The following is a 26,000-nucleotide window of genomic DNA, read 5'->3' as shown; positions in this document are numbered from 1 at the left end:
TTAAATTGATTTAGTTGTTGTTTTGCATAATGTGCTAAACTAATAAAAATGAAATAATATCAATGCTTTTTTAGTAAAATGATACCTTAACTACGACAGAAAGCACAAAAAATAGTATTTATATAATTTTTGATGTTTTTTATGCAATGAGCTGTATATAGATTTGGACAGTATAGTGTTGATTATGAACTATTAGGTAACTTGTAGTCTAAATAACCACCTTTAATTATAAAATATGAAATACGCTATTTATGTTCTCTTTGCTTTTATTATCATGAGTTGTGCCGATGCAAATACGAGAACTGAAAATGAAAAAAGCTCTAATGTAATTGCTAATGCAGATTATAACCCAGAGGCTAAACTTGATAGTTTAGATATAAAGCTAAGGGGCCAAGGAACTCCTGTTGCAAATTACGTACATGCGGCAAGAACGGGAAATTTGCTATTCTTGGCAGGCAAAGGACCAAAACAAGCGAATGGAGAAAATATTGTTGGTAAGTTGGGCGATAGTTTAACAGTAGAACAAGGTTACCAAGCTGCACGCGAAGTAGGTATTAACCAGTTATCAGTGTTAAAAGCTGAATTAGGCAATCTTAATAAAGTAAAAAGGATTGTAAGCGTTCATGGTATGGTTAACTCCGCTCCAGATTTTAAGGATCATTCTAAAGTAATCAATGGCTATTCAGACTTAATGGTAGAAGTTTTTGGTGATAATGGAAAGCACGCGCGCGCTGCTGTGGGTATGGGCTCTTTGCCAGGAAATATGGCTGTTGAAGTAGAAATGGTTGTTGAGGTCTATGAATAAGTTAATTTGCTTTTAATAGGGTGAAAGATTTATTGAAGAACTTAATAGGCATCAATTTAATAACCAATTGTTTACCTATAACTTACTTTCTATCGAACTAAGAGGCATAGTTTTGTTTTGCCTTTTAAAAAGGATACGTTCTTAGTTTGAGTTAGTTTAGTAAAGCCGGTTTATATAATCGGCTTTTATTTTGCCATTTAGTATTGACTAATTTCTCTAAATACAGTTGATTTTTTCGAACTAATTCTTGTTTTCACTAAAAAAGAATACCAATAAAAAGGCAACGATTAAACAAATTGCGAAAAATCCGAAAAGGTTAATGTAGTTGGACATAAGTAGGAATTTTCCGCTAATCTATAAAAAGAATGGCAGGGCTACCTTCATCTAAAGTTATTTTCGATAAACGGTGTCCATTTTATAATCCAGTCATTATTCTTTTGCTCCAAATTTCATACATAGGTTCTCCTTTGCTGTTTTTACCTGTATGATGCCAGTCATCCCCTTCTAACTTATAATTGAATTCTAATTGTGCTCCAACTCTAGTATTGTCTTTAGAGAAAAATGCTATGTCTTCTTTATAGATGCCATTTACGGATGAGTAGGTGCCGCCGCCAGTTCCTGAAAATCGAAAAGATTCGGTATCATAGGCTATCCATTGAAATGTATTATCCATTAAAAGTTTCATTGTTTTTCTTGAATTTTCTTCACCTCTTCTTTCTTGCCCGGTATCTGGTCCTCTAGTTGCAAAAAGCCAAGCACCTTCTAAATCTTGTGTTGTAGCATCAAGTGGTGTTAATGTCAGTTTTTGTTTCCAATTCATTTTTAGATTTTCACCGTCCATTTCTACTGGGATAGATAACTGTCTTAAAGTATCATTCTTAAAATTAGAATTGAATTCTAACAATACAACCAATTGGGTGTTCGAAGCCGTATTTTCAACTTGATAAAATCCGCCAACGGTTTTTATGAATTTTGCGGGTTCAATTTCATATGCATTAGAGATGAAATAATCATCGTTTACCTTTACCTGATACACCGTTTTTGAACCATTATTTTGAATGGTATCTACATAGACTCCGGACGGAATTTGACCGTAAGAAACTAAACTAACGCCGAAAAATAAAAATAGAGACGATTGTAGAAGTTTTAAGTAAGATTTTTTCATTTTTATGAGTTGCTAGTTAATTTTGTAATTAATTGAAAATAAGATATTTATATTTTCCTTTATACTATTTTAGGATTGATTTTCTTAAAAAATGTTAATTATCGTAAAAAAAATAAAAATGCTTGTTTTTTCATTTTTTTTGATTTCATTTGTCCTGTTCTAATATACAACTTTGTATGTTGGATATTTCAGGCTTTTAGCTGAACATTATGTATCGTTATTCTATGTTCGGGTTTGAGGGAAATTGGAAGTATTTTTCTCAAATGGCTTATAAGATAGGTTGCCGATTAGTTAAGCAAACTTCCAACTCATATTCTACTATCATGCAAAGTCAGCATGATTACTTCTTTATTCCTACTACTCAGAAGCAAATTCTGGTGTGATGTCTTAACTTAAAATAGTTACGTTTTCTTAACTTCAAGTCTATAGGCTAGTTACTACATTTATCATAATCATATTTCATTATTATTTAATATTCAATTCATGAATACCAAATACATTGATCTTATTGATCAAACTTACTATTTCCCCCAAGAAGAATTTAATTTAGATGGTGAGCACTTACAATTTCACGGCATTCCGTTGAACGATTTGGTTCAGCAGTATGGTAGTCCGTTGAAATTTACATACCTCCCCAAAATATCAGAGAATATTTTGAGAGCCAAAAACTGGTTCGCAAATGCTATAGAAAAGAATAACTATAAAGGTAAATACCATTATTGTTATTGTACAAAGAGTTCGCATTTTCAACATGTAATGCATGAAGCTCTTAAGAATGAGATTCATATGGAAACCTCTTCTGCTTTCGATATTAATATTGTTGAAAAACTAAAAGCAGATGGTAAATTAACGGACCAAACGTATGTTATCTGTAACGGATTCAAACGTGAGAAATACATTGATAATATTGCACGGTTAATTAATAACGGTCACCAAAACTGTGTGCCCATTATCGATAATTATGAGGAGATAGATTTACTTTCAGATGCCATTAATGACACTTTTAAAGTGGGTATTCGTATAGCATCTGAAGAAGAACCAAAATTTGAGTTCTATACTTCTCGTTTAGGTATTGGTTACAAGAATATTGTTCCGTTTTATGAGAACCAAATAAAGGATAATGATAAAGTAGAACTTAAAATGCTTCACTTCTTCATTAACACGGGTATTCGAGACAATGCGTATTACTGGAACGAGCTTGTAAAGTGTTTAAAGGTTTATGTGCGTTTAAAGAAAATTTGTCCTTCATTAGATAGTTTAAATATTGGTGGTGGCTTCCCTATTAAGAACACATTGGCATTTGATTACGATTACCAATATATGATCAATGAGATTTTAAACCAGATCAATATTACGTGTTCAGAAGCAGATGTGCCTGTGCCTCATATTTTTACTGAATTTGGTAGCTTTACTGTAGGCGAAAGCGGCGGAGCTATTTATGAGATTTTATACCAAAAACAACAGAACGATCGTGAGAAATGGAATATGATAGATTCTTCTTTCATTACCACGTTACCAGATACTTGGGCAATCAATAAAAGATTTATCATGCTGCCTATTAACCGTTGGAACGATGAGTACGAGCGAGTGCTGTTAGGCGGATTGACCTGTGATAGTGATGATTACTACAATAGCGAGCAGAATATGAACGCTATCTATTTACCAAAATATAAACGAGAAAAGCCATTGTATATCGGTTTTTTCAATACTGGTGCTTATCAAGAATCTATTGGTGGGTATGGCGGTTTGCAGCACTGTTTAATTCCGCAGCCAAAACATATATTGATCGATAAAGACGAGAACGGTAATTTCACTTATAAGCAATTTAGAGCCCAACAAAAAGCAGAAGATTTATTGGGTATTTTGGGCTACGATGTAGCTTCTGATACTGAATAAAATTAATTTGATTTCAAAGACTTACACTAATAGAATTACGTATATAGAAGTGAAAATAGTACTAAAAAACCACTTAATAATAGCTAATATATCATGAGTACATCTAAGAATTATGCCGGAATTTCCGATGAATTCTCACAACTAGAAAAATCGAGAATTATCTTGATACCTGTTCCTTATGACGGAACCAGTACTTGGGGTAAGGGAGCGGACAAAGGCCCGGAAGCTTTCTTGGAAGCTTCTGAAAACATGGAATTGTATGACATTGAAACCGATTCTGAGGTTTACAAACAAGGTATTCATTTAACCGAGCCTATAACCGAAAACAGTTCGCCAGAGGCAATGGTCAATGAAGTACATGCTATAACCAAAGACTTTATTAAGCGTAATAAGTTCGTAACCTTATTTGGAGGGGAACATTCTATTTCCATAGGTTCTATTCGAGCCTTTAATGAATGTTTTGACAACTTAACCGTGTTGCAAATAGATGCACATGCAGATCTTAGGGAGTCTTATGAAGGTACAAAGTATAATCATGCCTGTGCCGTTTATGAAGCCAGCCAGACCACCAATTTGGTACAAGTTGGTATTCGTTCTATGGATGTGATTGAAAAAACCGTAATGGATGAAGAAAAAACATTCTTCGCTCACGAAATGGTAGCGGATGAGTATTGGTCGGATAAGGTGATAGAGGCTATGACAGAAAATGTATTTATCACATTAGATTTAGATGCTTTTGACCCTTCTATTATGCCATCTACTGGAACTCCAGAGCCAGGCGGATTGTTATGGTACGAGACTTTAGAATTCTTAAAACAGGTTTTTGAAGATAAGAACGTAGTAGGTTTTGACATCGTAGAACTGTGTCCTAACAAAAATGATAAATCGTCAGATTTCTTGGCGGCAAAATTATATTATAAAATGCTCAGCTATAAGTTTGCAGGGCAAGATATTGATCAAGAGTATGACAATACTTTTGATGTTGATTATAAAGCAAACACAAATTCAAGATTCGAAGATGACGAAGACTAAAGGTGCAATCACCAATTTTATAGAAAAGTACTATTTACATTTTAATGCAGCTGCTTTGGTAGATGCTGCAAAAGGCTACGAAGAGCAGTTGGAAAATGGTGCCAAAATGTTGGTTTCATTGGCAGGTGCTATGTCTACTGCAGAATTAGGTAAAATCTTTGCAGAGGTTATACGCCAAGACAAGGTGCAGATCATTTCTTGTACAGGCGCAAACCTAGAAGAAGATATCATGAATTTGGTAGCGCATTCGCATTACAAGCGTGTGCCAAATTACAGAGATTTGACTCCGCAAGACGAGTGGGATCTATTGGAAAAAGGTTTAAACCGAGTTACGGATACTTGTATTCCAGAAGAAGAAGCTTTTAGAAGATTACAAGAACATATTTTCAAAATTTGGAAAGATGCCGATGATAAAGGAGAGCGTTTTCTACCTCATGAATTCATGTACAAAATGTTGCTTTCTGGAGTGTTAGAGGAATATTATGAAATAGACCTTAAAGATTCTTGGATGTATGCAGCTGCAGAAAAGAACTTGCCTATCATTTGCCCAGGTTGGGAAGATAGTACAATGGGGAACATTTTTGCATCGTATGTAATGAAGGGCGAATTGAAAGCGAGTACCATGAAATCCGGTATCGAATACATGACGTTCTTGGCAGATTGGTATACTCAAAATTCAGAAAACGGAATCGGATTCTTCCAAATTGGTGGTGGTATCGCAGGTGATTTTCCTATTTGTGTGGTGCCAATGCTATATCAAGATATGGAACGTACAGATACTCCTTTTTGGAGCTATTTCTGCCAAATTAGTGATAGTACTACCAGTTATGGTTCGTATTCAGGTGCAGTGCCCAATGAAAAAATCACATGGGGAAAATTAGATATTAATACGCCTAAATATATTATTGAAAGTGATGCAACAATTGTTGCGCCCTTAATTTTTGCTTACCTATTAGATATGTAATTATGGATAAGAACGCACATTTAAAAAGAGTAATCGTGGACTTTAAAAAGTTGACGCCAGAGGTTTTAAAACTATTAGTAGAAAGATACCCAGATGGGTATGATGACCGTAACATTATCTCTTTCAGAAACGGGCAGGGAGAACGTATAGAAGCTGTTGAGGTATTGACCGAAGACACTAAGTACTTAGTGAAAATCAGTGCCAAGCTTGAATATACGATGGAGAATTATGATGAGGATGATTATGAGGATTTTGATGATGATGATCCAACTGCTGTAGTAGAGCCAGATCCTGAGGATATGGTTGATGGTGCAGACGAAGACTAAGTTTTCTAGTCCATTATCAAGATTTTACTTAAAGATTCCGGTTTGCTTTTAGTAAGCCGGAAAATGAATCACACATAAAAATTAAACTAAATATCGTTGTACTTACAACAGATAAATGAAAATCGACGAAATTGAAAATATTGAATTAAAGTTTTTAGATCTTGATGATTATCAAGAACTGAAAACTGCTATGATTTCTGCCTATGCAAATATGCCCGGTTCATATTGGAAAGAGGAACATATAAAATCTTTGATCGATAAATTTCCAGAAGGTCAGGTCGTTATCAAGATCAATGGGCAATTGGCAGGAGTAGCCTTATCCATTGTGGTAGATTATGATGCTTTTGATGACAGCCATACCTATGAACAAATTACCGGTAAGTACAGTTTTGATACTCATGATGATGAAGGCGATGTGCTTTACGGTATTGAAGTGTTTATAAAACCGAGCTTTAGAGGTTTGCGCCTAGGGAGACGTTTATATGATTATAGAAAAGAACTTTGTGAGAAGTTGAACTTAAAGAGTATTGTATTTGGTGGTCGTATGCCTAATTATCATTCATATGCATCAGAATTGTCACCAAAGGAATATATCGATAAGGTGCGTAGAAAAGAGATTCAAGATCCTGTCCTGAATTTTCAAATTAGTAACGATTTTCATCCTGCAAAAGTGATGAAAGGCTATTTAGATGGGGATAAGGCATCGCAAGATTTCGCTATTTTGATGGAGTGGGATAATATTTATTACCAAAAACCCTCTAAGAAAGCTGCAACTAAGAAAACCGTAATTCGTTTAGGGTTGATTCAGTGGCAAATGAGACCTTATAAAGATTTGGACGAGCTATTAGAGCAGGCAGAATATTTTATAGATGCTGTTTCTGGATATCGTTCCGATTTTGCATTGTTTCCGGAGTTCTTTAATGCACCCTTAATGGCGGTTAACAATCATATGTCTACTCCAGATGCTATTAGAGAGCTGGCAAAACATACACAGGCAATTGCACAGAAATTTTCAGAATTTTCGATTTCCTATAATATCAATATCATTACGGGTAGTATGCCCGAAATGATTGATGGTCGTTTGTATAATGTGGGGTATCTATGCCGGAGAGATGGTAGTATGGAGCGTTATGAGAAACTGCATGTAACACCAGATGAGGCTAAGGTTTGGGGTATGCAAGGTGGTAATCAATTAAAGGCTTTTGATACCGATTGTGGTAAAATAGGGGTGTTGGTTTGTTATGATTCAGAATTTCCTGAATTAAGTCGTTTATTGGCAGATGAGGGTATGGATATTTTGTTTGTACCTTTCTTGACAGATACACAAAATGGCTATTCTAGAGTTCGTAATTGTGCTCAGGCAAGAGCAATAGAAAACGAATGTTATGTGGCTATTGCTGGTAGTGTAGGTAACTTACCTAATGTTCAGAATATGGATATTCAGTTTGCACAATCTATGGTATTTACCCCATGTGATTTCTCTTTTCCGACCAACGGAATTAAAGCAGAGGCAACACCAAATACCGAAATGATTTTAATTGCCGATGTGGACATTAGTTTACTTAGAGAACTAAATCAGTTTGGGGCAGTACGTAACCTTCGCGATAGAAGAACAGATTTATTTGAGTTAAAAAAGAAATAAGAAAGCTTCTATATTTAGGGGTCAAAAACAAACAAAATTGGATAATTTAAAGATAGTAGGTAGTGAAGAGTGGTGTGTGTTTAATGATTTGGGTATCCCAGCGATAAAAGCCAGGGTTGATTCTGGGGCAAAAACATCTTCCATACAAGCTACCAATTTAAAGATTGTTACTAGAAACGGACAAGAATGGGTAAAGTTTGAGGTGAGTCCGCTACAAGAAAATCGCAGTATTGCCATTGAATGCCAAGCACGATTAGTTGCGCGACGTATGGTAAAAAGTTCATCGGGTATTTCTGAAGAACGTTTGGTCATTAAAACTCCGGTGACTATTGGTGAAGATACTTTTGATATTGAACTGACCCTGGCGAATAGAGATACAATGGAGTTTCGTATGTTATTGGGTAGAGAAGCTTTAAACGAGCGCTTTGTAGTCAATCCTGCTGTAAATTATCAACTACAATCATTTGAAGACAGCGAAGTCAATAAGCTATATACTCCCTATTTCAAGGAGAAAACAGGGTTAAAAATTGCACTCTTAGCAAGTAATCCAAACTTATACAGTAATAAAAGAATAGTAGAAGCTGCAGAGGCTCGTGGACATGAAATACATTTTTTAAATGTTGAGCAAGCCTATATGAAGCTCGATGCTCATTCCCCAGAGATACGTTATAGAGGCGGAATCATTCTAAAAGAGTATGATGCCGTTATTCCTAGAATTAAGCCTTCTGTAACTTTTTATGGTTGTGCCTTAATTCGTCAATTCAATAATTTAGGAGTCTATTGTCAAAACTCATCTGAAGCAATTACACAGTCAAGGGATAAGTTGTTCGCTTCTCAGTTATTTTCTAATCATGATATTCATATACCCATAACCGGATTTGCAAAATCACCGATGGATACCAAAGACCTGATCAAAATGGTCAACGGTGCGCCATTAATTATTAAACTTCTGGAAAGTACGCAAGGTAAAGGTGTTGTTCTAGCAGAAACCAATAAGGCTGCAGAAAGTGTAATAAACGCTTTTAAAAGTGTTAATACCAACATTTTAGTACAGGAGTTTATTAAAGAAGCAAACGGACAGGATATTCGTTGTTTCGTAGTAAATGGTAGAGTAGTGGCAAGTATGCAGCGCCAAGCTCAAAAAGGAGAGTTTAGAGCTAATATTCACCAAGGAGGCAAAGCATCGATTATTAAAATCACTGCAGATGAAAAGAAATTGGCTCTGAAGGCAGCAAAGGTATTGAACCTTGCCGTTGCAGGTGTAGATATTATACGTTCCAATAAAGGACCTTTACTGTTAGAGGTAAACTCTTCACCAGGTTTAGAGGGTATAGAAAATGCTACAGGTAAAGACATTGCCAATGCTATGATTATGGCAATTGAAAAACGATTGAAGTTTGTAGGTTAAAAATAATTTGAAGAACAGGCTAAACCCTGTTCTTCAAATTTTCTAACATTGCTTTTGTTGTCTTTTCAAGGTCAAATTCCGCTTTCCAATTCCAATCTTGTTGCGCATTGCTATCATCAATACTGCTTGGCCATGAGTTAGCGATCTCTTGTCTAAAGTCTGGCTCGTAGGCTATGTTGAATTCAGGAATTATAGCTTTAATACTTTCCGCCATTTCTTTTGGCGTAAAACTCATAGCAGCTAAATTGTAGGCAGAACGTTCTTTAATATTCTCTTCAGATGCTTCCATAATCTGCAAAGTGGCACGTATGGCATCGTCCATGAACATCATTGGTAATTTAGTGTCTTCTTCTAGAAAGCAAGTGTATGAGCCCTCAGAAAGTGCTTTATGGTAGATTTCTACTGCATAATCTGTAGTTCCGCCGCCTGGCATGGTTTTCCAACTAATAAGCCCTGGGTAACGAATGCTGCGTACATCTACATTAAATTTATTATAATAATATTCGCACCAGCGTTCTCCACTTTGCTTACTTATGCCGTACACGGTACTTGGTTCCATAATGGTATTTTGTGGAGTATCTTCTTTTGGAGTATTGGGTCCAAAAACGGCAATACTGGATGGCCAGAAAATTTTATCTATTTTTTTCTCTTTTGCTAAATTCAATACATTGAAAAGCGTGTTCATGTTCAAATTCCAAGCACGCATGGGAAATTTCTCTGCCGTAGCACTTAACATAGCGGCCATTAAATAGACTTCACAGATATCGTAATAGGCGATAACCTCTTCTAATGCATCATAATTGGTAGCATCTAAAATTTCAAAAGGTCCAGAGGCCATTAATTCATCATTACCTTCTCTAATGTCACTGGCAATAATGTGGTCACCGCCGTGTTTTTCCCTTAGAGTTAAGGTTAATTCCGTTCCTATTTGGCCACAGGCTCCAATAATCAATATATATTTTGGCATTAAAATTTGCGTTAAATGAATTTGAGATAAAGATACCTTTTCTTAAAATTTGTACATTCGCTTATGTCCAAAATTATCTTTTTTTTGTCAATCGTTCTATTGGCTGCGTCTTGTAAAGATGCTGTTGAAGAAAAAGCCAGTATTCATGAAACTCGTTGGGAAGAAACTACAGATAGTCTGCCAGTGAAAATTAGTGTCGATGCGAAGGCACAAAACATCTTAAATGATTGGCTAGAATATAATGCATTAGAAAAAAGTTTTGATAAAATATATACTTCTGAGAATATAGAAGATTTTCAGTTTGTTGTAGATGAGTTGATAGAGAATCAAAAGAAAATGGAAGAGGGTAAATATCCTGTTAAATTTGATATTCAACATGTTAAGGGTAGACAGAAATTGTTAAAAACTTTTATCTTAAAAACTAAAGGAGACTTAGAGTATAGACAAAACCCTAAAGCATCTATTGTTCAAATGATTACCGCTTATAATGATTTAAGAAATCAGTTTAATGTAGTAGTTAATAATACCTTACCAGATGAATTAATTAAAAATGAAGATAATTAGGGTATTTCTAATTTTGTTGAACTGCTTACTATTGCCCAAGTGAACGACGAAGATAAACTTGATATAAGGAATTTAAAATAAAGAAATAGAAAAGGCGAATCTTCTGATTCGCCTTTTCTATTTTCAATAATATTTCGCTATTATTTTTTCTCCTCTGGAGCATCTTTTCTAGAGGACAATGCTTGCTTACTTAAACTAGCTAAGTTAAAATTTGGGTCAATTGCCAATGCTTCGTCTAAAGTAGCGATTGCTTGGTCAATATTGCTTTTATCCATGTTATACTGAATAAGAGCCTTCACGTGAATAAAAGCCGCTTTTAAAGGAACTTCGTATGGTTGCTGACGCTCGTAAAAAGCATATTTCATATCATCTGTAGCGTTTGTAATACCATATTCAACATGTTTCATTGCACCAACATTATCACCTGTTTGTACTTTAAGATCTGCTAGTTCATAGGCAAGGTATGCATTTGGTTCTCTGGCATACAAAGCTTCAAATTGTTCTAAAGCTCTTTTTGGCTGGTTTAAAGCTTTTAAAGAAACCGCTTTTACTTGAATGGCTAAATTAGAATCAGAATCTACTTTCTCGATTCCTATAATGTTTAAAGCTTGTAAGTGTTGATTGTCATTTGCATAAATATAAGCAAGGGTATCATTACGTTGCTGAGAAGGGGATAATATATTTAAATGCGTTAAGGCATTGATGACGCCATCAACATCGCCTTGTAATCGCATTTGGTCGTAAAATGCTTCGTAATGCGTTAGTAATTCTGATTTGGTCTGTGAATATCCATAACTACCTGAGAATAATACGGCAGCTACAACTATTAAAACTGATTTTTTCATCTTTCTTGTTCTTTTTAAAGTGCGCTAAACTATTAAAATAATCTGTATGATCTTGTTAAGGAAAGGTTTAAATGTTAGAAATGAAAAAAGGTGACCTACAGGTCACCTTTTTTAAACGTCAATAGTTTTTAGATTCTTAAGCTAATTCCAATCTATTATTAGATTTTTTAAAAGAATTTAAAAGCTGTGTATAAAAGCCAATACTCTTGTTGTCTTTTTCAACACATGAAATTAGAAACTTACATAAGTTGTTAAATAGTAAGTTCGTGTAAAATGTTGGTAAATAAGTATTTACCGTTTTAGGATCATAAAGGCTATCGTCTTCTATTACTTCCATTTTAATTCTATGGCGATGATAGTCTATAGTTACGCTTGTTGCATTATAGTATTTTTTCAATAACGCAATATGTAATTCTTCGTACTTTTTAGAACCGTTTGGGTTCTTGCAACTTAGGGAGATGAGCTTCTCTAATTCAACTAAAACCCTCTCCCGTAATTTATCTTTCTTCATAATATTATGGTTTTATATTGTTATACAAAGGTATGTCATACGTCGATAAGTAGTTGAAAATCAACAATATATTAACGCTGTTTTTGGGTATTTGTTGTGAAAGGGAAGCTAAGTGTTGTGTAGGGTTAGTTTATAGGTGTAAGAAAGTCATATTTATTAATAAGAAAAATACTACAAAATGATACTATTTTTTGATTTTTGCCAGTAACATCGTATTGTGGTGCTGGTATACTTCTTTTAGCAGCTTGTTTGGTATAATATTCTTTTTTTGTTGGATGCTCAGGATAAACGGCATTCATCACATCATTGTAATGGTCGTATTCAATAATTCTTTTTATTATTCCGATACAATCATTTAAATGAATTAGGTTGACGGGAGCGTTACCACCTTTAAGGTTTTCTCTGCCTGATAACATAGTTACAGGATGTCTGTTCGGACCAATTAATCCTCCAAAACGGATAATGGTTGTATTTAAATCATTATCGCTTTTTAAAAGGTCTTCGCATTGTACCAATTGTATGCCAGATTCCGTAGTGGGGTTAGGTGCCGTTTTCTCGGTAACTATACCTTCTGTATCACCATAAACTGCCGTGCTACTTGCAAATATGATATTCTTTACTGCCGATTTTTTAATAGCCTCGTGCAATAATGTAATTTTTGCAATGTAACTTTCTTTAGGACCATTTCCTCTTAACTTGGGCGGAATATTTATAACTAGCACTGATACCGAATCAAGAAATGAATCAATATCGCCTTTGATATCATTCTCGGATAAAGCTATTTTAAACGGTGTAATGCCTTTTTCTTTTAAGATCGATATTTTCTCATCAGATGTAGAAGTTCCATTGACTTTATAACCACTTGCTATTAAACTTTCAGCCAATGGTAAACCCATCCATCCACAACCAATTACGCCTATTTTCTTATTCAAATTTCACTTTTTGTATAGTTAATATGGCGTCGTTCAATACAAAAGGCATGGGTATTTCATTTTCTTTTCGCTTTGGTATCGTGAATAATCCATTTGTAAGTAAATCATTAGAAGCTTCATATATGGTAAGTTCCAATTCTTGTTCCACTGGTACTTGTAGCGTAATGTCGGTGTAATTTTTATCACTGATGTAATGTGTAATCAGTCTACCTCCATACCTATTTTTAAGAAAATGCTCAGACAATTCTATTCCATTTACATCTGCCTTTTGAATGTCAACAGCATTGGTAAAAACTTCCAAACGGTTTATAGGTCTGTTCGGAGTAATACATAAACGAACTGTGCGCATATTATTTACTATAGTATCTAGTTGGACCTCAATAGTTGGTTTTGGCACATTCTTTAACGGAGCTTCATTTGTAAACGTAAAATTAGAGCCGTATTTGCTACTTATGGTCTTTTTTGAAAGAAGAGTATCTGCAGCTTTTTTAGTGATGTATTGCGAAGTCCAGTCAGATGGACGGTGCTCATAAGTTGCCCATTTCCCTTTATTTTCATCGGTATCTAAAACATATAGTAAGCTAGTTGGTTTCGGTCTATCGTTGGTAAAGCCAGAGTTCATATGCGCAGATGCCATAAAGCCTGCAAACAACAAGAAACTTAGAAATGCCAATGCACCTTTTTTTCTGTATTTGGTCACCAAGGGAAGTAATAAAAAAAAGATTAATGTCGTCAATAGAGTAGTAGCCACTAACATTTTGAGACCTAAGCCAACCGGAAACATTTTCACGAAGGGTGCGAATATAAATAATGCCGGAATACCAAGAAATACCAGTAAAAACGGATTCGGATTCTTTTGATTTATATGCACGTAAAAGGCAACTAAAAAGCTATATAAAGGTATAATGAAAAATGCGGCTCCTTGTAAATACACAGCCACTAGTCCACAAATGATAATCCAAATTATGAACGGGGCTACCAATAAATTTGCGGTTTTAATTACCTTGAACTTATAGTATGCATAAAAACAAGTACCTAATGAAAATAGGGTAAACGCAAAGATATAAGCATGGCCATTATAAGTGAAACCATGTAAAATATCTTTATAGCTTGGGTATAGCCATTTTAAAAACTGCCAACTAAAGTACCCTACAACTCCGTTTACTATTAAGGTAAAGAGTACGGGAATAAACCCTTTTAAAATATCTTTTCCATTTAGGACTTTTTTTCGAAACCCTGATACTAATAATAGGATGAAAAAGAGAATGGCAATGACAAGCATGGGTATGATCCAACTAAACGGATAGGAAACCATTTTAAAGAAAGGTACATTGAAATATACGCTATCATCAAGGCTTTTTAAGTTACTGATGTCAGCATTACTGAAATAGGTTAATAATGGTATTAAATAACTACCTTGGTGAGCCAGCGTGTTTCTATCTAATCTTTCATAATTGTCTATTTGGGTATGGTAATCGAAGTGATCATCAATAAACGCAAAGTTGAACCCTTCTACATCGCCATCTTCTCTAAATACGGTTAGATCCGTATCATTGGGTAACATCTTATAAATACTATAGGCAAGTGAATTTGCTACTGGAAACTCAGGATTTGCAGCTATAAATTCAGTAATCAATTTACTATTTCCTCTATTGGTCTCCATTAACATATAACTTGGTCCGCCACTACCACGAGCTTCAAAATTTAAAACCAAGCCAACATCTTTCAGCCATTCATGTTTGTCTACAAATAGATCTGCACCGTTAAGACCTAATTCTTCAGCATCAGATATGAGAATTATAATATCGTTTTTAGGTGTGGTATTAGTCTTTAAAAAAGCCCTTACGCCCTCTAGAATTGTAGCAACACCACTACCTGCATCACTAGCGCCTAATGAAGAATGCGGATTACTATCATAATGACTTAGCAGTAATAAGGCCTTACCAGATTCACTTCCTTTAATTCTAGCCAATACATTTTCTGCTTTACTTAAATTACCCCAATCACCAGCGGTATAGCCTTCTTGCAAAGAAGTTTCCAAACCTAACTTTTGAAGTTCTGCAGTAATATAATTACGTACCGTTGTGTGTGCAGGAAAACCGACACCATGTGGTTCTTTTGATATTTCTTTTACATGTTGCAAGGCTCTATCGGTAGAAAATTCGGTGTCTACGACTGTTTCACCCTCATTATATTGTGGTAGAAGTACTCTAAAACTCCAATATGTGGCAAGAATAATAAGAAGTAAGGTTAGAACGGTTGGTGTCTTTTTCATGATTACGATATTCTTTTAAAATTTCATAAAATATTAAGTATATAATACTGTATAACGAATATTATTAGCAAATTTCGTTTTATTTATTATCTTTAGTAATCAACCTCTAAATAAACTATCATGGGAATCAAAAGCTTTCAAGGCGTTAGAAAAGTATTTAAAAAAGAATTTGAAGCTCCTATTTTGGTCGCTGATTACATGACTACTAAGTTAATCACTTTTTCGCCAGATGAGTCAATTTTAGCTGTAATGGAAAAATTTGCAAAACATCATATTTCTGGTGGACCCGTTTTGGATAAAAATGGATTTCTTGTTGGTATCATTTCTGAGGCCGATTGTATGAAGCAGATTTCTGAAAGTAGGTACTTCAATCAACCTATTTTAGATAAGAGTGTAGAAAATTTTATGACTAAGTCAGTTGAAACTATTCCTCATGACATTTCAATTTTCGATGCGGCAGGTATTTTTGCTCAACACAATAGAAGAAGATTACCCGTAATGAAAAATGATATTTTAGTGGGTCAAATTAGTAGAAAAGATATAGTCGTTGCAGCACTCAAATTAAGTGGACATAATTGGAAATAGAAATTGTAAAGTATGAAGTAAGAAGTAAGCTTGAAAAAAGTCTCAACCAACAAGCAACTATTCTCTCTTCACAATCATATAGAAATCATTGTCTAATGGTAGGTAACCTAAATCATATAGAAAATAGTAAGTGGTGCCTTTTTTTGTTGTGTAAAGGTTGGTCACATAATCAAAGTCAAAACCTTTATCGATTAATCGAGTGCGAGTGGTTTTGGTTTTTCCTTCTGTTAATTTGTAACTATCTAAAATTTTGTAATTTTTTCGTAGCCTATTATTAATGTTTCTTATGAGATTTTTACTGTCGGGATTTACTTTGTTATTATAGGAATTGCGACAGTAGTCATTGCAGAATTTTTTATCTATTCTACCTATAACCTCTTTTTCACATTCTAAACATTTCTTTTTCATTTACTGCCTGTGGTAATTAAATTTTATTTCACTTGAAGACCCATCTTCTTCACCAACTTCCACATACATATTTATTTCCTTGTCAGATATATATTCAATAGTGAAATCATCGAAGTAAAATCGATTTCCCTCAACTTTTACCAACCTAAAATCAATATTCTCGTCCTTTTCTTCCCAGCCGCTTAAATTGGCATCAAAATGTTTTAATTGTAAGATGAGTGTTTGATCTGTCTCGATAAGGTGACCGAATTCATAAAAGCTTACGTCACCTTTATCAAGTAATCTAAAAGAAAACATCATTGAACCATCTGCAGGCGGGCTCCATATTTCTTCGGCAATACCTCCAAAAGCTTCTCCTTTCCAATGTCCTGCAAGCCAATCTATGCTGCTAATAGTCGCAGCTGGACTCGTCATGCCTTCTTCAAAAGAAACTGTGTTTTGTGCCTGAAGTAAACATATTGATGATAGTAACAAAGGCAGTAATAATTTCATGTTCTAGTATTTTCAACAAGATACAAATTAAACGTTTACATACGGCTTTGCTTACTTTTCATAAAACTCTATTGGTAAGTCGTCTGGGTCGGCAATGAAAGTGAATCGCTTATTGGTAAATTCATCTATACGAATAGGTTCTGCTATTACATCGTGTTTTTTACAATGTGCAATAATATTTTCTAAATTGTCTACTTCAAATGCTATATGACGCAAACCACATGACTCTGGTCTAGATGGTCTTTTTGGTGGGTCTGGGAAAGAGAACAATTCAATAACATACTCCCCTTGTAACGCCAAATCTAATTTGTAAGATTGTCGTTTTTCTCGATAAACTTCTCGAATAATCTCTAAGCCTAAAACTTCGGTATAAAATTGTTTAGAAACTTGGTAATTAGAGCAGATGATAGCGGTGTGGTGTACTTTGTTCATTGGTTTCAATTTAGAACTATTTTTCTAAAAGTATGTTAGCTAGAAAATTTATAAAACAAAAAAGGTGGTTTACAAACTTGTAAACCACCCCTGTAATACTATAAAAAGTGTTCTTATAACTTATAAGTAATTCCGATTCTACCACCACTTACAACATTTCCTCCACCAATTTGAAGGTTGATTGCAAAGTTGTCATCGAAGAAATAGCGACCACCAACTTGTAAACCTATACCGAAACTATCGGCACCACCATAATCAACAGTACTACCGTTAATTTTAGTAGACCAGCTATAATAGGTCAGATTAGCTCCTGCATATAAATCCCACTGACTTGGAATTTCAAAGACCTCATTAAAGTGATAATTACCATTTCCTGTAATTCCAAAAATTGAACTCTTGTAGTCGCCGCCAAAACCACTACCGTGGTTGTAAGTTTGATAAGATAATTCTCCACCAACAGAAATATTCGGTGCTACACCATATTCTAATCCTGCATAGATCGGAACTCCCCATCCTGAGAAACCGACTCCTGCATTTGCTTGTAAGGCTCCTTCCTCTAATGGTGATTGTGCGTACGTAAAGCCAAGTGTAAATAAGGCTAATAATAAAGTGATTTTTTTCATGGTTAATGTTTTGATAAACAATTAGTTAATTAATGTTGTTTGTGATGATTAAATTGTAAATATCTGCGAAAGATAATTAATTATTTTAATTGTTAATGTTTATTAATAGTCTAATTATATAAGTTGAAATTTATGGTAGTTGCTAGTAAGACCAACATCCAAATAACAATTTCTTAGACTTATTATAGCAACATTTATGAACTCCTAACTATTCCCGACCCTCATATAATTCAATCGCCTTCAAATAATTTTTTGCTCCAGTCATAGTTAGGTCATTTACAAAACCATCTAGTTTTGGGTGGTTTATTTTTATCCAATTCACTAAAGAATCTTTCTGTTGATTCCATTCTTTCCAATTAACATCTATATAATCTAGCTCTTCAAGTTTTGTTATTTTGCTTGAAGTAAAAGAGACTCTAACATTCAGCTTAAGCGGATTGTTCTTTAAAAAGGCATTGCGAATATTCTTTTGACTGATGGTCGCAATAAGGTGATCGTTATCTTCAACCAATTCAAGTATTTCATATGACGGCTTAAAAATGGAATCCCATTTATAGAATTCATTGAAACTATCCTTATCAAACGGCATTAAAAAATCACCGGAAATTAATGTAATACTATCATGAATTACTGTTTTTAGCTTTTCGAAGTCGCCAGAATCAAAAACTTTATAATATGTAGTAACAGTTTCCTTATGACTTAACTCCTTATTGCCGCAACCGAACAATAATCCTATTACGAATAGAATAAGAAATGTGTTTTTCATTATTTCTTTAGTTTAACGATTCTACCATCTTTTTGATTTTCACCGCTTTTTCAAAATGGTCTAATTTGTGTTCTAAAATCCACCATTGAGCAACTTCCATCAAAAGTTCAGGATTGTCATTTTTGTTTTTGAAGAATGCATAGAACGATAGTCCTACATTTTCTCCTTTAGCTGCGATTTTGGCATCACAGACTTCAATGATTTTTCCTTTAATTGCTTGGTTCATTTTTAAAATTCTTGATTAATTTCAGTTAAAAATCTTTTAGTCAGGGATTTTTCTCTCCTCACTCCATTGAAATTTTCATAAGTCTCTTTGGAATTTTCTATTGAGATAATTAGTTCGTCATCAATTATTGACCATACTCCATTCTTTGTTTGATCAACAGTCGGTTTCTTGCTATATGGATTGTATACCCACATCCATTTTGCATTTCCATCATCTGAAAGAACATAGATTTCAGCGAATTCTATCGAATTTGTATCGCTAACGTTGACTATGTAATTTCCAGCATGCTTAGTCCATAACAGTTGTTTTTTATTAGTAAAAATCGAATCAGATTTAATTCTTTCAAGTAAAAGATTCTTTTCTATACTATCAATTTTTTTAATAAGTGTCCTAGCCTTTTCATAATCTTTATGATTAGATTTCAACATGTTCAATTGATTTTTTGCTAATACATAATTAGATTTAGAAAATGATTTTTCAGCTAAATTAAAATAGTTTGGTTCCTCTTCATTACAAGCTGAAAACACTATAAATAGATATGCGATAAAAATTTTTCGATTCAATTTCATATTGAAAATTTAGGTAGTCTTAAATTAGGGGTTTACTTAATTTAGTATCTTCAATTTGTGTTTTTGTAACAACCCCGTTAAATTATCTTTCGAGAATATGGCTCCTGACATAGAATTATTATCAGGGTCAATACTGAAATTTATTGCCGAACTAAAATCCGATTTTTCAAGATTGGTTCTTGAGAAAATAGCACGTTCTAGATTGCATTCATCAAATTTTGATTTGCTTAAGTCGCAATCTCCAAAATCTACTTCTTCCATTTTACAAGAAACAAAAACCTGATTCATCAGTTTCAAATCGGTAAAAAGGGAGAAACTTAAATTGCAGTCAAAAAAGGAAAAGTCCATTAAAAAAGTATTGCAGGTATTAAAAGCTAACCCCATAAGTTTACAGTGCGAAAATTTCACATCTTTGAACGTGGTATTTACAACATTTGCATTGCTCAAATTACAATCTATAAACTCACACTCTAAGAAGGTTTGGTTGTCTACATATCCCTTAGAAAAATCACAACTTTCAAAAATGCAATTCTCATACTCCGCTCTGGGTAGTCTGGTGGCTGTATAATTTTGACCTTTAAAAGTTTGATCTAGTATTAATTTTTCCAATTCTATTTTAGTTTTGTGCCTGTGGTAAAATGATTGCAGGTATTTCTAAACTCTTAAACATCGTATTATACGCTTTCATTTCGGTATTGATAATCGCATTATGCTCTGTTTTAAAGGTATTCCACATTGCTAATAGATCTTTTAATCTCTCTTTTGCACCAGCGGTAACCTTTGGGTTTGAAGCATCAATATAACCTCTTAAATTCAATAATTGTGAATTCAGTTTATTTTCAAAATTAATCACATCTTGAAAGGTTTTCTGGTTAGGCTGAATTAGATTTTCTTGCCATGTTGTAATGCGTTTTGTTAAAGAATCGCCTTGTGTTAATAACGCTTCTGCTTTTTCATTATCTGTAAGTAATTTATCATATTGTTTTAATTGCGATTTTGCCGACTGCATATCGTTTACAGCATTATGTATTTCTATTACGGTAGCTTCAATGGTTTTCATCATTGTTTGTTGCTCTGCATAGTCTGCCATGCTAGCCTCTACTTTTGGGTGTGGTAAAATAGTTACGGTAGTTTCTGCTGTTTGCTCGCTTAAGGTCAATTTTAACTTATAATCACCAGGACCAACAGTAGAACCGTTTAATCCGCCAAGAACAAAAACCTTGTCCACTGCAGGTAAAGGCTCTCTTTTAAAATCCCAAGTAAAACGGTTATATCCTTTTTTTGAAGCTAGAATAGCTGGCTTTGCCGGACCGCCTGGCCAAGATTTAAATTTTTTGTCTTTTTGGTTGGTTATGGTTCTAATTACCTCACCGTCTTTCAGTACTTCTAATTTTAATTCGGTACTGTCTTGTGCTTCGCTTAAATAATAATCGAAAGTTACTCCGCTTTTTGGATTGCTGCCCAAACCAGGAACTGGTTTTTCACTAGAACCTCCAATGAACAAATACGTGTCCTTTGGTTTGAAAATATTTAGCTCTTGTTTTGGGGTAGTGCTATTCTGTATAGCAGCTAAGTCATCTAAAATCCAAAATGCACGACCAGCCGTTGCAGCAACCAAATCATTGTCTTGAATAACTAAATCATTAATAGGAGTTAAGGGTAAATTTAATTGCAATGGCTGCCAGTGTAAACCATCATCTATGGAAATATATAAGCCAGTTTCTGTACCTGCGTAAAGCAATCCTTTTACTTTTTTATCTGCACGTACAACTCTAGTGAATGTATTATCGCCTGTTATACCATTGGTAATTTTTGTCCAAGTGGTTCCGTAATCTGTTGTTTTGTAGATGTAGTTGGCAAAATCCATTGACTTGTATCGCATCAAAACAATGTAAGCTGTTGCTGGGTCATGAGGCGACACTTCAATACTGTTAATGATACCATTTTTGGCACCAGTGGGTGTAACATTTACCCAGTTTGCGCCACCGTCTTTGGTTACATGAACTAGTCCATCATCACTACCAGACCAAATAACACCCTCTTCATGTGGAGATTCTGTCAAGTAAGTTAGGGTGTTATATATTTCACCACCAGCAGCTTCATTGGTAAACGGACCACCGCCAAGACCATGTTTGTCTTTTTCATCTCTTGTTAGATCCGGACTTATAACCGACCAACTTTGACCTTCATCTGTTGATTTGAAAACAACATTACCACCATGATAAATGGTTTTTCTGTCATGTGGCGAGGTGATAATCGGGGCATTCCAATTGTAACGGTACTTTGCATTTTCTGGCGATATACTTAAGCCCAATTCAGGGTATTCTTTAATAGGTTTAGATTCTTTGGTATTTGCATCCCACTTATCAATATTACCTTGGTATGTCCCACCATATATCAATTCAGGATTATCTGGGTCAAAGGCTAAAAATGCACTTTCGCCACCAGCAACGGCATACCAATCTTTCCAGTCGATACCACGATCATTTGTTCTAGAGGCAATCGCAACGGTAGAGTTGTCTTGTTGCCCGCCATAGACATTATAGGGTACTAGATTATCTGTAATTACCCTGTAGAATTGTGCTGTATTTTGGTTCTCTTGTGTGCTCCAACTTTTACCACCGTTATTAGAAACATTCGATCCTCCATCATTAGAGTTGATCATACGTTTGTTGTTCATTGGGTCTATCCATAAATCATGATTATCGCCATGTGGTGTTGGTAGGGGTGAAAAAGATTTTCCACCATCTATTGATTTTGTTACAGGTGCATTTAATACGTAAACGATATCTTCATTTTGAGTGTCTGCAAAAATCTCCATGTAATACCAAGAACGTGTAATATTGATACGGTCTTTATTCATTAAAGTCCATTTTTTACCAGCATCATCAGAGCGGTATACGCCGCCTTTTTCTCCCTCTGCTTCTATTACAGCAAATACACGCTCTGGGTTGGCTCTAGAAACGGAAATACCTGCTTTACCCATTTCTTTAGGTAACCCTTCTTTTAATTGTTCCCATGTTTCTCCACTATCGGTCGATTTGTAAATGCCTGAGTTCTTTCCACCAGATTCCATCGTCCAAGGAAAACGTCTGTGTTGCCACATAGCTGCATATAAAATGGTAGGGTTGGTCATATCCATAGATAAAGCAGAAGCCCCGGTTATGGTATCAACGAACAATACATTTTTCCAAGTGTCACCGCCATCTGTAGACTTATAGATTCCTCGTTGAGAAGAAGGTCCATATTGGGCGCCTTGTGCGGATACAAAAATGATATCGGGATTTGTAGGGTCTATAATAATATCAGATATATGTCTAGTTTCATCAAGCCCCATGTTTTTCCAAGTTTTCCCTGCATCGGTAGATTTGTATACGCCGTCGCCCATTGAGGTCATCACACCACGGGCTGCATGTTCGCCCATACCTGCGATTACGATATTTGGGTTACTTTCAGAAACGGAGATTGCACCTACAGTAGCGGTTTTTAAGAATCCGTCAGAAATATTCTTCCATGTAATTCCGTCATCCGTGGTTTTCCATATTCCGCCACCAACGGTTCCCATATAATAGACCATGGGCTGACCTAAGACACCGGTTGAGGCTACACTTCTACCACCTCTAAACGGACCAATATTTCTCCATTTTAAGCCTGTAAAAAGAGAGTCTTCTAGTTTAACGGTAGGTTGGGTGATTTTACTTTTTCTTCGCTGAGATTGTAATGCTAGCGGTGCCATAATGACGAGCACGAGCAAAAGTCTGATGATTTTCATGGTGTGGTCTGTATTAGTTGTTGAATAGGGAAGATAATAAAAGGCTGTGTAAAATGATAGTCTATAAATTGAATTTGGTTATTCTAAGTTTAAGGGGGTGAATTTTATGGTTTTAACCAATATCAATTTGCTAAAATGACAAATTGGTTTTAATGTTGGCAGTCCTTTTTTTTTCGCTTTTATCTGGTTAAGTTAGGTGGAGTATGATACACCAAAATAGAGTTTTAAAGCAAGAAATAACTACTGAAAAATTAAAAGAATATTTCCCGAACGGAGCGTTAAAAACATACGCTAAAGGATATGCCATCAGTTATATTCATAAAAAAGTAAGAACGTTTAGATGGCTTATAGAAGGTAGTGTCAACTATTACATTTCACTCGATAATCCTGAAAGTGATATTCTCGTTTGTCAAAACTCAGAACCTTTTTCTACTATTGGTTTAAACGGATTCAATACGCCCAAAAGATTTACATATAAAGCTACGGTTGCATCACCAAAAGCATCATTTTTTGAAATTCCATTTCATGAGCTAGACACATATTTAAAAAAAGGGCATCAGAATATTTTACTGAAAAATATTGGTTCAAAATTGTACCGTGTATTGCATACTGCCCTAACGAAGCAAACCGAATTATTGAGTCCCGTAAGGTTTCAGCCTTTTGTTGAAGACCGACAGTTTTTTATTTCTCCCGTTTCTGAACAAGAAGAGATTGTTTCTTTAATGCGACGCTCTCCTTTTTTGGATTATTTTGAAGAGAAAAATTTAATGGCTTTAGCTGCATTGGCAGAACGTAGGGAATATGAACCCGATGAGGTTTTATATGTACAAGACGGTTCTAGTAATGGGTTGTTTATTCTCATTCACGGAGAAGTTACCATTAAGCGAATAGAGAACACAATCGAAATTAAACAGCGCTCCATTAAAAATTCCGGCTTTGTATTTGGGTGGTCATGCCTATTGAAGGAGAAAGATATTTGCTCTGCTATTACAAACACGAAGACCTCTGCTTATTTTATTCCTGAAGGCGATTTAATGAAATTGTTTCAAATTGATGATGCTTTTGAAGGTCAATTTTATCAGCGATTATTGTGGCTTATGGGCAATCAGCTAAATGCTGCTTTTGTACGTTATGTTGGCTTGTTGGGCAAGCACAATCTGCAGGCCGTGTATCAATTGATAAAGAATAATAAATCGCGACTATTATTATCATCACCATTGCACCAAGTGCCACATCTATTAAAAAGTAATACCACCAAACAGTTTGCCTATGATGCCTTAACAGGTTTGGTTAAAAATGGTACTGCACTAGAACGGCATATTGCCTCATTAAGTTTAGAACTGCTGGGCGAAGATCAAAAAGAGCATGAGTTTATAAGCGGTTTACAGCAGATTTATGAGAATGTAGCAGAAAAGAACAGTAAAGATGCTGAGCAAAATAGAAAGGTTTGCGCTGAGTTGACCATGAAGGTGTTTAAAAACGTACCCTATATTATTGAAGGATGGGATAATTTGCCTAATGATACCGGTAACATTTTTATTTATAACCACTTAATCAATGACCCACATTATACATTAAATAATAATTTTCAGATTACCTTAGATTCTCATTTTCTAAGTGCCATGGTTTTGTATAAAAAATACGAGGAACCTGGTATTAGAACAGTTAGAATAGGGCAGGGACAAGAATACGGTCATCAGAATTACTACGACAACCTTGGCTATATAAATGTATATACCAAAGAATCTGATGAAACTTCTAGTAATAGAAAAGAAGAGGCAAGAAGTATTTTTTACAGTGAAGCATCTAAACATTTAAAACAGAAATACAACTTAATTATAAGCCCTGAAGGCACCTCTTACAGAACAGATGAATCTCCCGGTCCTTTTAAAATGGGCGCTTTTAAATTGGCATTGCATACGGATCCAGAGCCGTATATAATACCTGTAGTCATGGTAAATTTTGATCATAGAATTGGTAAATCTTTATACTACTGTGCCATTAAAGAACCTTTTTTGCTAAGTGAAAAAGTACCTTCTAAAAGCAATAAAGATTTATATGCTTTTATGGAGCAATACCAATTAGAATACCAGGGCTATGTCAAAGAAGCTATTGAAAGAGCTGAACAGTTAAATGTATCTAGTTCGGGTGCTGATAATTTAGAAGAGCCACCTGCTATTTGGTGCAATGAAATAAAACGACTTAAAAGACGCGTAGCTAAATTACCTACCCAAGAAAACTTGATAGCTTTCTACGGAAGTTCATCGGTACGTTTATGGGTAAATATGAAGCGAGATCTTAGTCCTTTTAATGTGGTGAATCTTGGTTTTGGTGGATCTACATTCGCTTGGTGTATTCATTATTTTGATGAGATATTTACAGAAGCTAATCCGTCTAAAATAGTACTGTATGCAGGAGAGAATGATTTGAATAGTGGTAAAACTCCGCAAGAGGTTCTTTCTGGATGTATGGAATTAGTAGGATTGATTCAAGATAAATATCCTGATGTAGAATTGGCATTGATCAGTCTTAAACCTAGTGTAGAGCGAGAAGCTTTAATTCCGTTAATAATGGAAACTAATTTAATGTTGTCCAAGTATTTTATCACCGAACTAAATGCACAATACATCAATGTATTCGCACAAATGATTACTACTGATAATAGACCGATACCGGAATTGTATCTTTCTGACGGATTGCATTTAAACAAACAAGGCTATGCACTGTGGAGTACTGCAATTAAGAAAGCACTGCAAGCAGCGGATAGCCTTGAGCTTGAAAATCAATTATAGATT

At 34.8% G+C, this 26,000-nt stretch carries 25 protein-coding genes; 10 read left to right on the top strand and 15 right to left on the bottom strand.

Annotated features, from left to right (window positions below):
* The first annotated feature begins 235 nt into the window (after positions 1–235).
* Positions 236–805: a RidA family protein gene (locus ACJJVP_RS04415; protein ID WP_405411090.1), complete on the top strand. Its 570-nt coding sequence runs from the start codon at positions 236–238 to the stop codon at positions 803–805.
* Positions 806–1,220: 415 nt separating this feature from the next.
* Here ACJJVP_RS04415 and ACJJVP_RS04410 read toward each other — a convergent pair whose 3' ends face one another.
* On the bottom strand, positions 1,221–1,970 hold the full coding sequence (locus ACJJVP_RS04410) for a hypothetical protein (RefSeq protein ID WP_405411088.1): 750 nt from the start codon (positions 1,968–1,970) through the stop codon (positions 1,221–1,223).
* 483 nt (positions 1,971–2,453) lie between these two features.
* Between ACJJVP_RS04410 and ACJJVP_RS04405 the strand changes: the two genes are divergently transcribed.
* The 6 genes from ACJJVP_RS04405 to rimK all read left to right on the top strand — a co-directional run bounded on the left by ACJJVP_RS04405 (position 2,454) and on the right by rimK (position 9,238).
* Positions 2,454–3,866 carry an arginine decarboxylase gene (locus ACJJVP_RS04405; RefSeq protein WP_405411085.1) on the top strand — a complete coding sequence of 471 codons (1,413 nt, stop codon included), beginning with the start codon at positions 2,454–2,456 and terminating at the stop codon, positions 3,864–3,866.
* A 93-nt stretch (positions 3,867–3,959) separates the two neighbouring features.
* Entirely contained in the window at positions 3,960–4,898 is a 939-nt protein-coding gene (gene speB, locus ACJJVP_RS04400) for an agmatinase (RefSeq protein WP_405411082.1), read from the top strand.
* Positions 4,885–5,862, top strand: coding sequence for a deoxyhypusine synthase family protein (locus ACJJVP_RS04395; protein ID WP_396632461.1), 978 nt, complete (start codon positions 4,885–4,887; stop codon positions 5,860–5,862). Before speB ends, ACJJVP_RS04395 begins: the two co-directional genes overlap by 14 nt.
* Positions 5,863–5,864: 2 nt before the next feature.
* A complete protein-coding gene (locus tag ACJJVP_RS04390; RefSeq protein WP_405411080.1) occupies positions 5,865–6,188 on the top strand; it encodes a hypothetical protein in 324 nt (107 codons plus the stop codon).
* Between the two features lie 115 nt (positions 6,189–6,303).
* Complete coding sequence (locus tag ACJJVP_RS04385; RefSeq protein ID WP_405411078.1) at positions 6,304–7,830, top strand: bifunctional GNAT family N-acetyltransferase/carbon-nitrogen hydrolase family protein; 1,527 nt, start codon at positions 6,304–6,306, stop codon at positions 7,828–7,830.
* A gap of 37 nt (positions 7,831–7,867) precedes the next feature.
* The gene (rimK, locus tag ACJJVP_RS04380) at positions 7,868–9,238 is read left to right on the top strand and encodes a 30S ribosomal protein S6--L-glutamate ligase (protein ID WP_405411076.1); all 1,371 of its coding nucleotides are present in this window, start codon (positions 7,868–7,870) and stop codon (positions 9,236–9,238) included.
* Between the two features lie 19 nt (positions 9,239–9,257).
* On the opposite strand, the gene ACJJVP_RS04375 is transcribed toward rimK, so the two are convergent.
* A complete protein-coding gene (locus ACJJVP_RS04375; protein ID WP_405411074.1) occupies positions 9,258–10,205 on the bottom strand; it encodes an NAD-dependent epimerase/dehydratase family protein in 948 nt (315 codons plus the stop codon).
* 84 nt (positions 10,206–10,289) lie between these two features.
* Between ACJJVP_RS04375 and ACJJVP_RS04370 the strand changes: the two genes are divergently transcribed.
* Positions 10,290–10,769, top strand: coding sequence for a hypothetical protein (locus ACJJVP_RS04370; RefSeq protein WP_405411072.1), 480 nt, complete (start codon positions 10,290–10,292; stop codon positions 10,767–10,769).
* 140 nt (positions 10,770–10,909) lie between these two features.
* Here the strand turns inward: ACJJVP_RS04370 and ACJJVP_RS04365 are convergent, their stop codons facing one another.
* From ACJJVP_RS04365 to ACJJVP_RS04350, 4 genes are all read right to left on the bottom strand, one after another.
* Positions 10,910–11,614 (bottom strand): tetratricopeptide repeat protein, encoded by a 705-nt coding sequence (locus tag ACJJVP_RS04365; protein ID WP_405411069.1) that lies wholly within the window; start codon positions 11,612–11,614, stop codon positions 10,910–10,912.
* Positions 11,615–11,750: 136 nt separating this feature from the next.
* Entirely contained in the window at positions 11,751–12,125 is a 375-nt protein-coding gene (locus ACJJVP_RS04360) for a hypothetical protein (RefSeq protein WP_036151420.1), read from the bottom strand.
* Positions 12,126–12,250: 125 nt separating this feature from the next.
* Positions 12,251–13,057, bottom strand: a complete 807-nt coding sequence (locus tag ACJJVP_RS04355; protein ID WP_405411067.1) for an SDR family oxidoreductase — start codon at positions 13,055–13,057, stop codon at positions 12,251–12,253.
* Entirely contained in the window at positions 13,050–15,332 is a 2,283-nt protein-coding gene (locus ACJJVP_RS04350) for a M28 family peptidase (RefSeq protein WP_405411064.1), read from the bottom strand. The genes ACJJVP_RS04355 and ACJJVP_RS04350 overlap by 8 nt, the downstream gene beginning before the upstream one ends.
* A 120-nt stretch (positions 15,333–15,452) precedes the next feature.
* Between ACJJVP_RS04350 and ACJJVP_RS04345 the strand changes: the two genes are divergently transcribed.
* Entirely contained in the window at positions 15,453–15,917 is a 465-nt protein-coding gene (locus ACJJVP_RS04345) for a CBS domain-containing protein (RefSeq protein WP_405411062.1), read from the top strand.
* A 57-nt stretch (positions 15,918–15,974) separates the two neighbouring features.
* Here the strand turns inward: ACJJVP_RS04345 and ACJJVP_RS04340 are convergent, their stop codons facing one another.
* The 9 genes from ACJJVP_RS04340 to ACJJVP_RS04300 all read right to left on the bottom strand — a co-directional run bounded on the left by ACJJVP_RS04340 (position 15,975) and on the right by ACJJVP_RS04300 (position 23,205).
* Positions 15,975–16,325: a hypothetical protein gene (locus tag ACJJVP_RS04340; RefSeq protein WP_405411059.1), complete on the bottom strand. Its 351-nt coding sequence runs from the start codon at positions 16,323–16,325 to the stop codon at positions 15,975–15,977.
* Positions 16,326–16,817: a DUF6265 family protein gene (locus tag ACJJVP_RS04335; RefSeq protein ID WP_405411057.1), complete on the bottom strand. Its 492-nt coding sequence runs from the start codon at positions 16,815–16,817 to the stop codon at positions 16,326–16,328.
* A gap of 51 nt (positions 16,818–16,868) precedes the next feature.
* A complete protein-coding gene (locus ACJJVP_RS04330; RefSeq protein ID WP_405411056.1) occupies positions 16,869–17,258 on the bottom strand; it encodes a VOC family protein in 390 nt (129 codons plus the stop codon).
* A 104-nt stretch (positions 17,259–17,362) separates the two neighbouring features.
* The gene (locus tag ACJJVP_RS04325; protein ID WP_405411055.1) at positions 17,363–17,872 is read right to left on the bottom strand and encodes an outer membrane beta-barrel protein; all 510 of its coding nucleotides are present in this window, start codon (positions 17,870–17,872) and stop codon (positions 17,363–17,365) included.
* Between the two features lie 208 nt (positions 17,873–18,080).
* Positions 18,081–18,638: a hypothetical protein gene (locus ACJJVP_RS04320; protein WP_405411053.1), complete on the bottom strand. Its 558-nt coding sequence runs from the start codon at positions 18,636–18,638 to the stop codon at positions 18,081–18,083.
* Between the two features lie 7 nt (positions 18,639–18,645).
* Positions 18,646–18,864, bottom strand: a complete 219-nt coding sequence (locus ACJJVP_RS04315; protein WP_405411051.1) for a DUF6500 family protein — start codon at positions 18,862–18,864, stop codon at positions 18,646–18,648.
* Positions 18,865–18,866: 2 nt separating this feature from the next.
* Positions 18,867–19,433 (bottom strand): hypothetical protein, encoded by a 567-nt coding sequence (locus ACJJVP_RS04310; RefSeq protein WP_405411050.1) that lies wholly within the window; start codon positions 19,431–19,433, stop codon positions 18,867–18,869.
* Positions 19,434–19,469: 36 nt separating this feature from the next.
* Complete coding sequence (locus tag ACJJVP_RS04305; protein WP_405411048.1) at positions 19,470–20,042, bottom strand: pentapeptide repeat-containing protein; 573 nt, start codon at positions 20,040–20,042, stop codon at positions 19,470–19,472.
* Positions 20,043–20,049: 7 nt separating this feature from the next.
* Positions 20,050–23,205 (bottom strand): WD40/YVTN/BNR-like repeat-containing protein, encoded by a 3,156-nt coding sequence (locus ACJJVP_RS04300; RefSeq protein WP_405411045.1) that lies wholly within the window; start codon positions 23,203–23,205, stop codon positions 20,050–20,052.
* Positions 23,206–23,408: 203 nt separating this feature from the next.
* Between ACJJVP_RS04300 and ACJJVP_RS04295 the strand changes: the two genes are divergently transcribed.
* Positions 23,409–25,997 (top strand): cyclic nucleotide-binding domain-containing protein, encoded by a 2,589-nt coding sequence (locus tag ACJJVP_RS04295; RefSeq protein ID WP_405411044.1) that lies wholly within the window; start codon positions 23,409–23,411, stop codon positions 25,995–25,997.
* The last annotated feature ends 3 nt before the right edge of the window (positions 25,998–26,000 follow it).

Source organism: Maribacter sp. Asnod1-A12 (assembly GCF_045063735.1).
GTDB lineage: Bacteria > Bacteroidota > Bacteroidia > Flavobacteriales > Flavobacteriaceae > Maribacter.
This window is presented reverse-complemented; position numbering and strand designations above follow the sequence as displayed.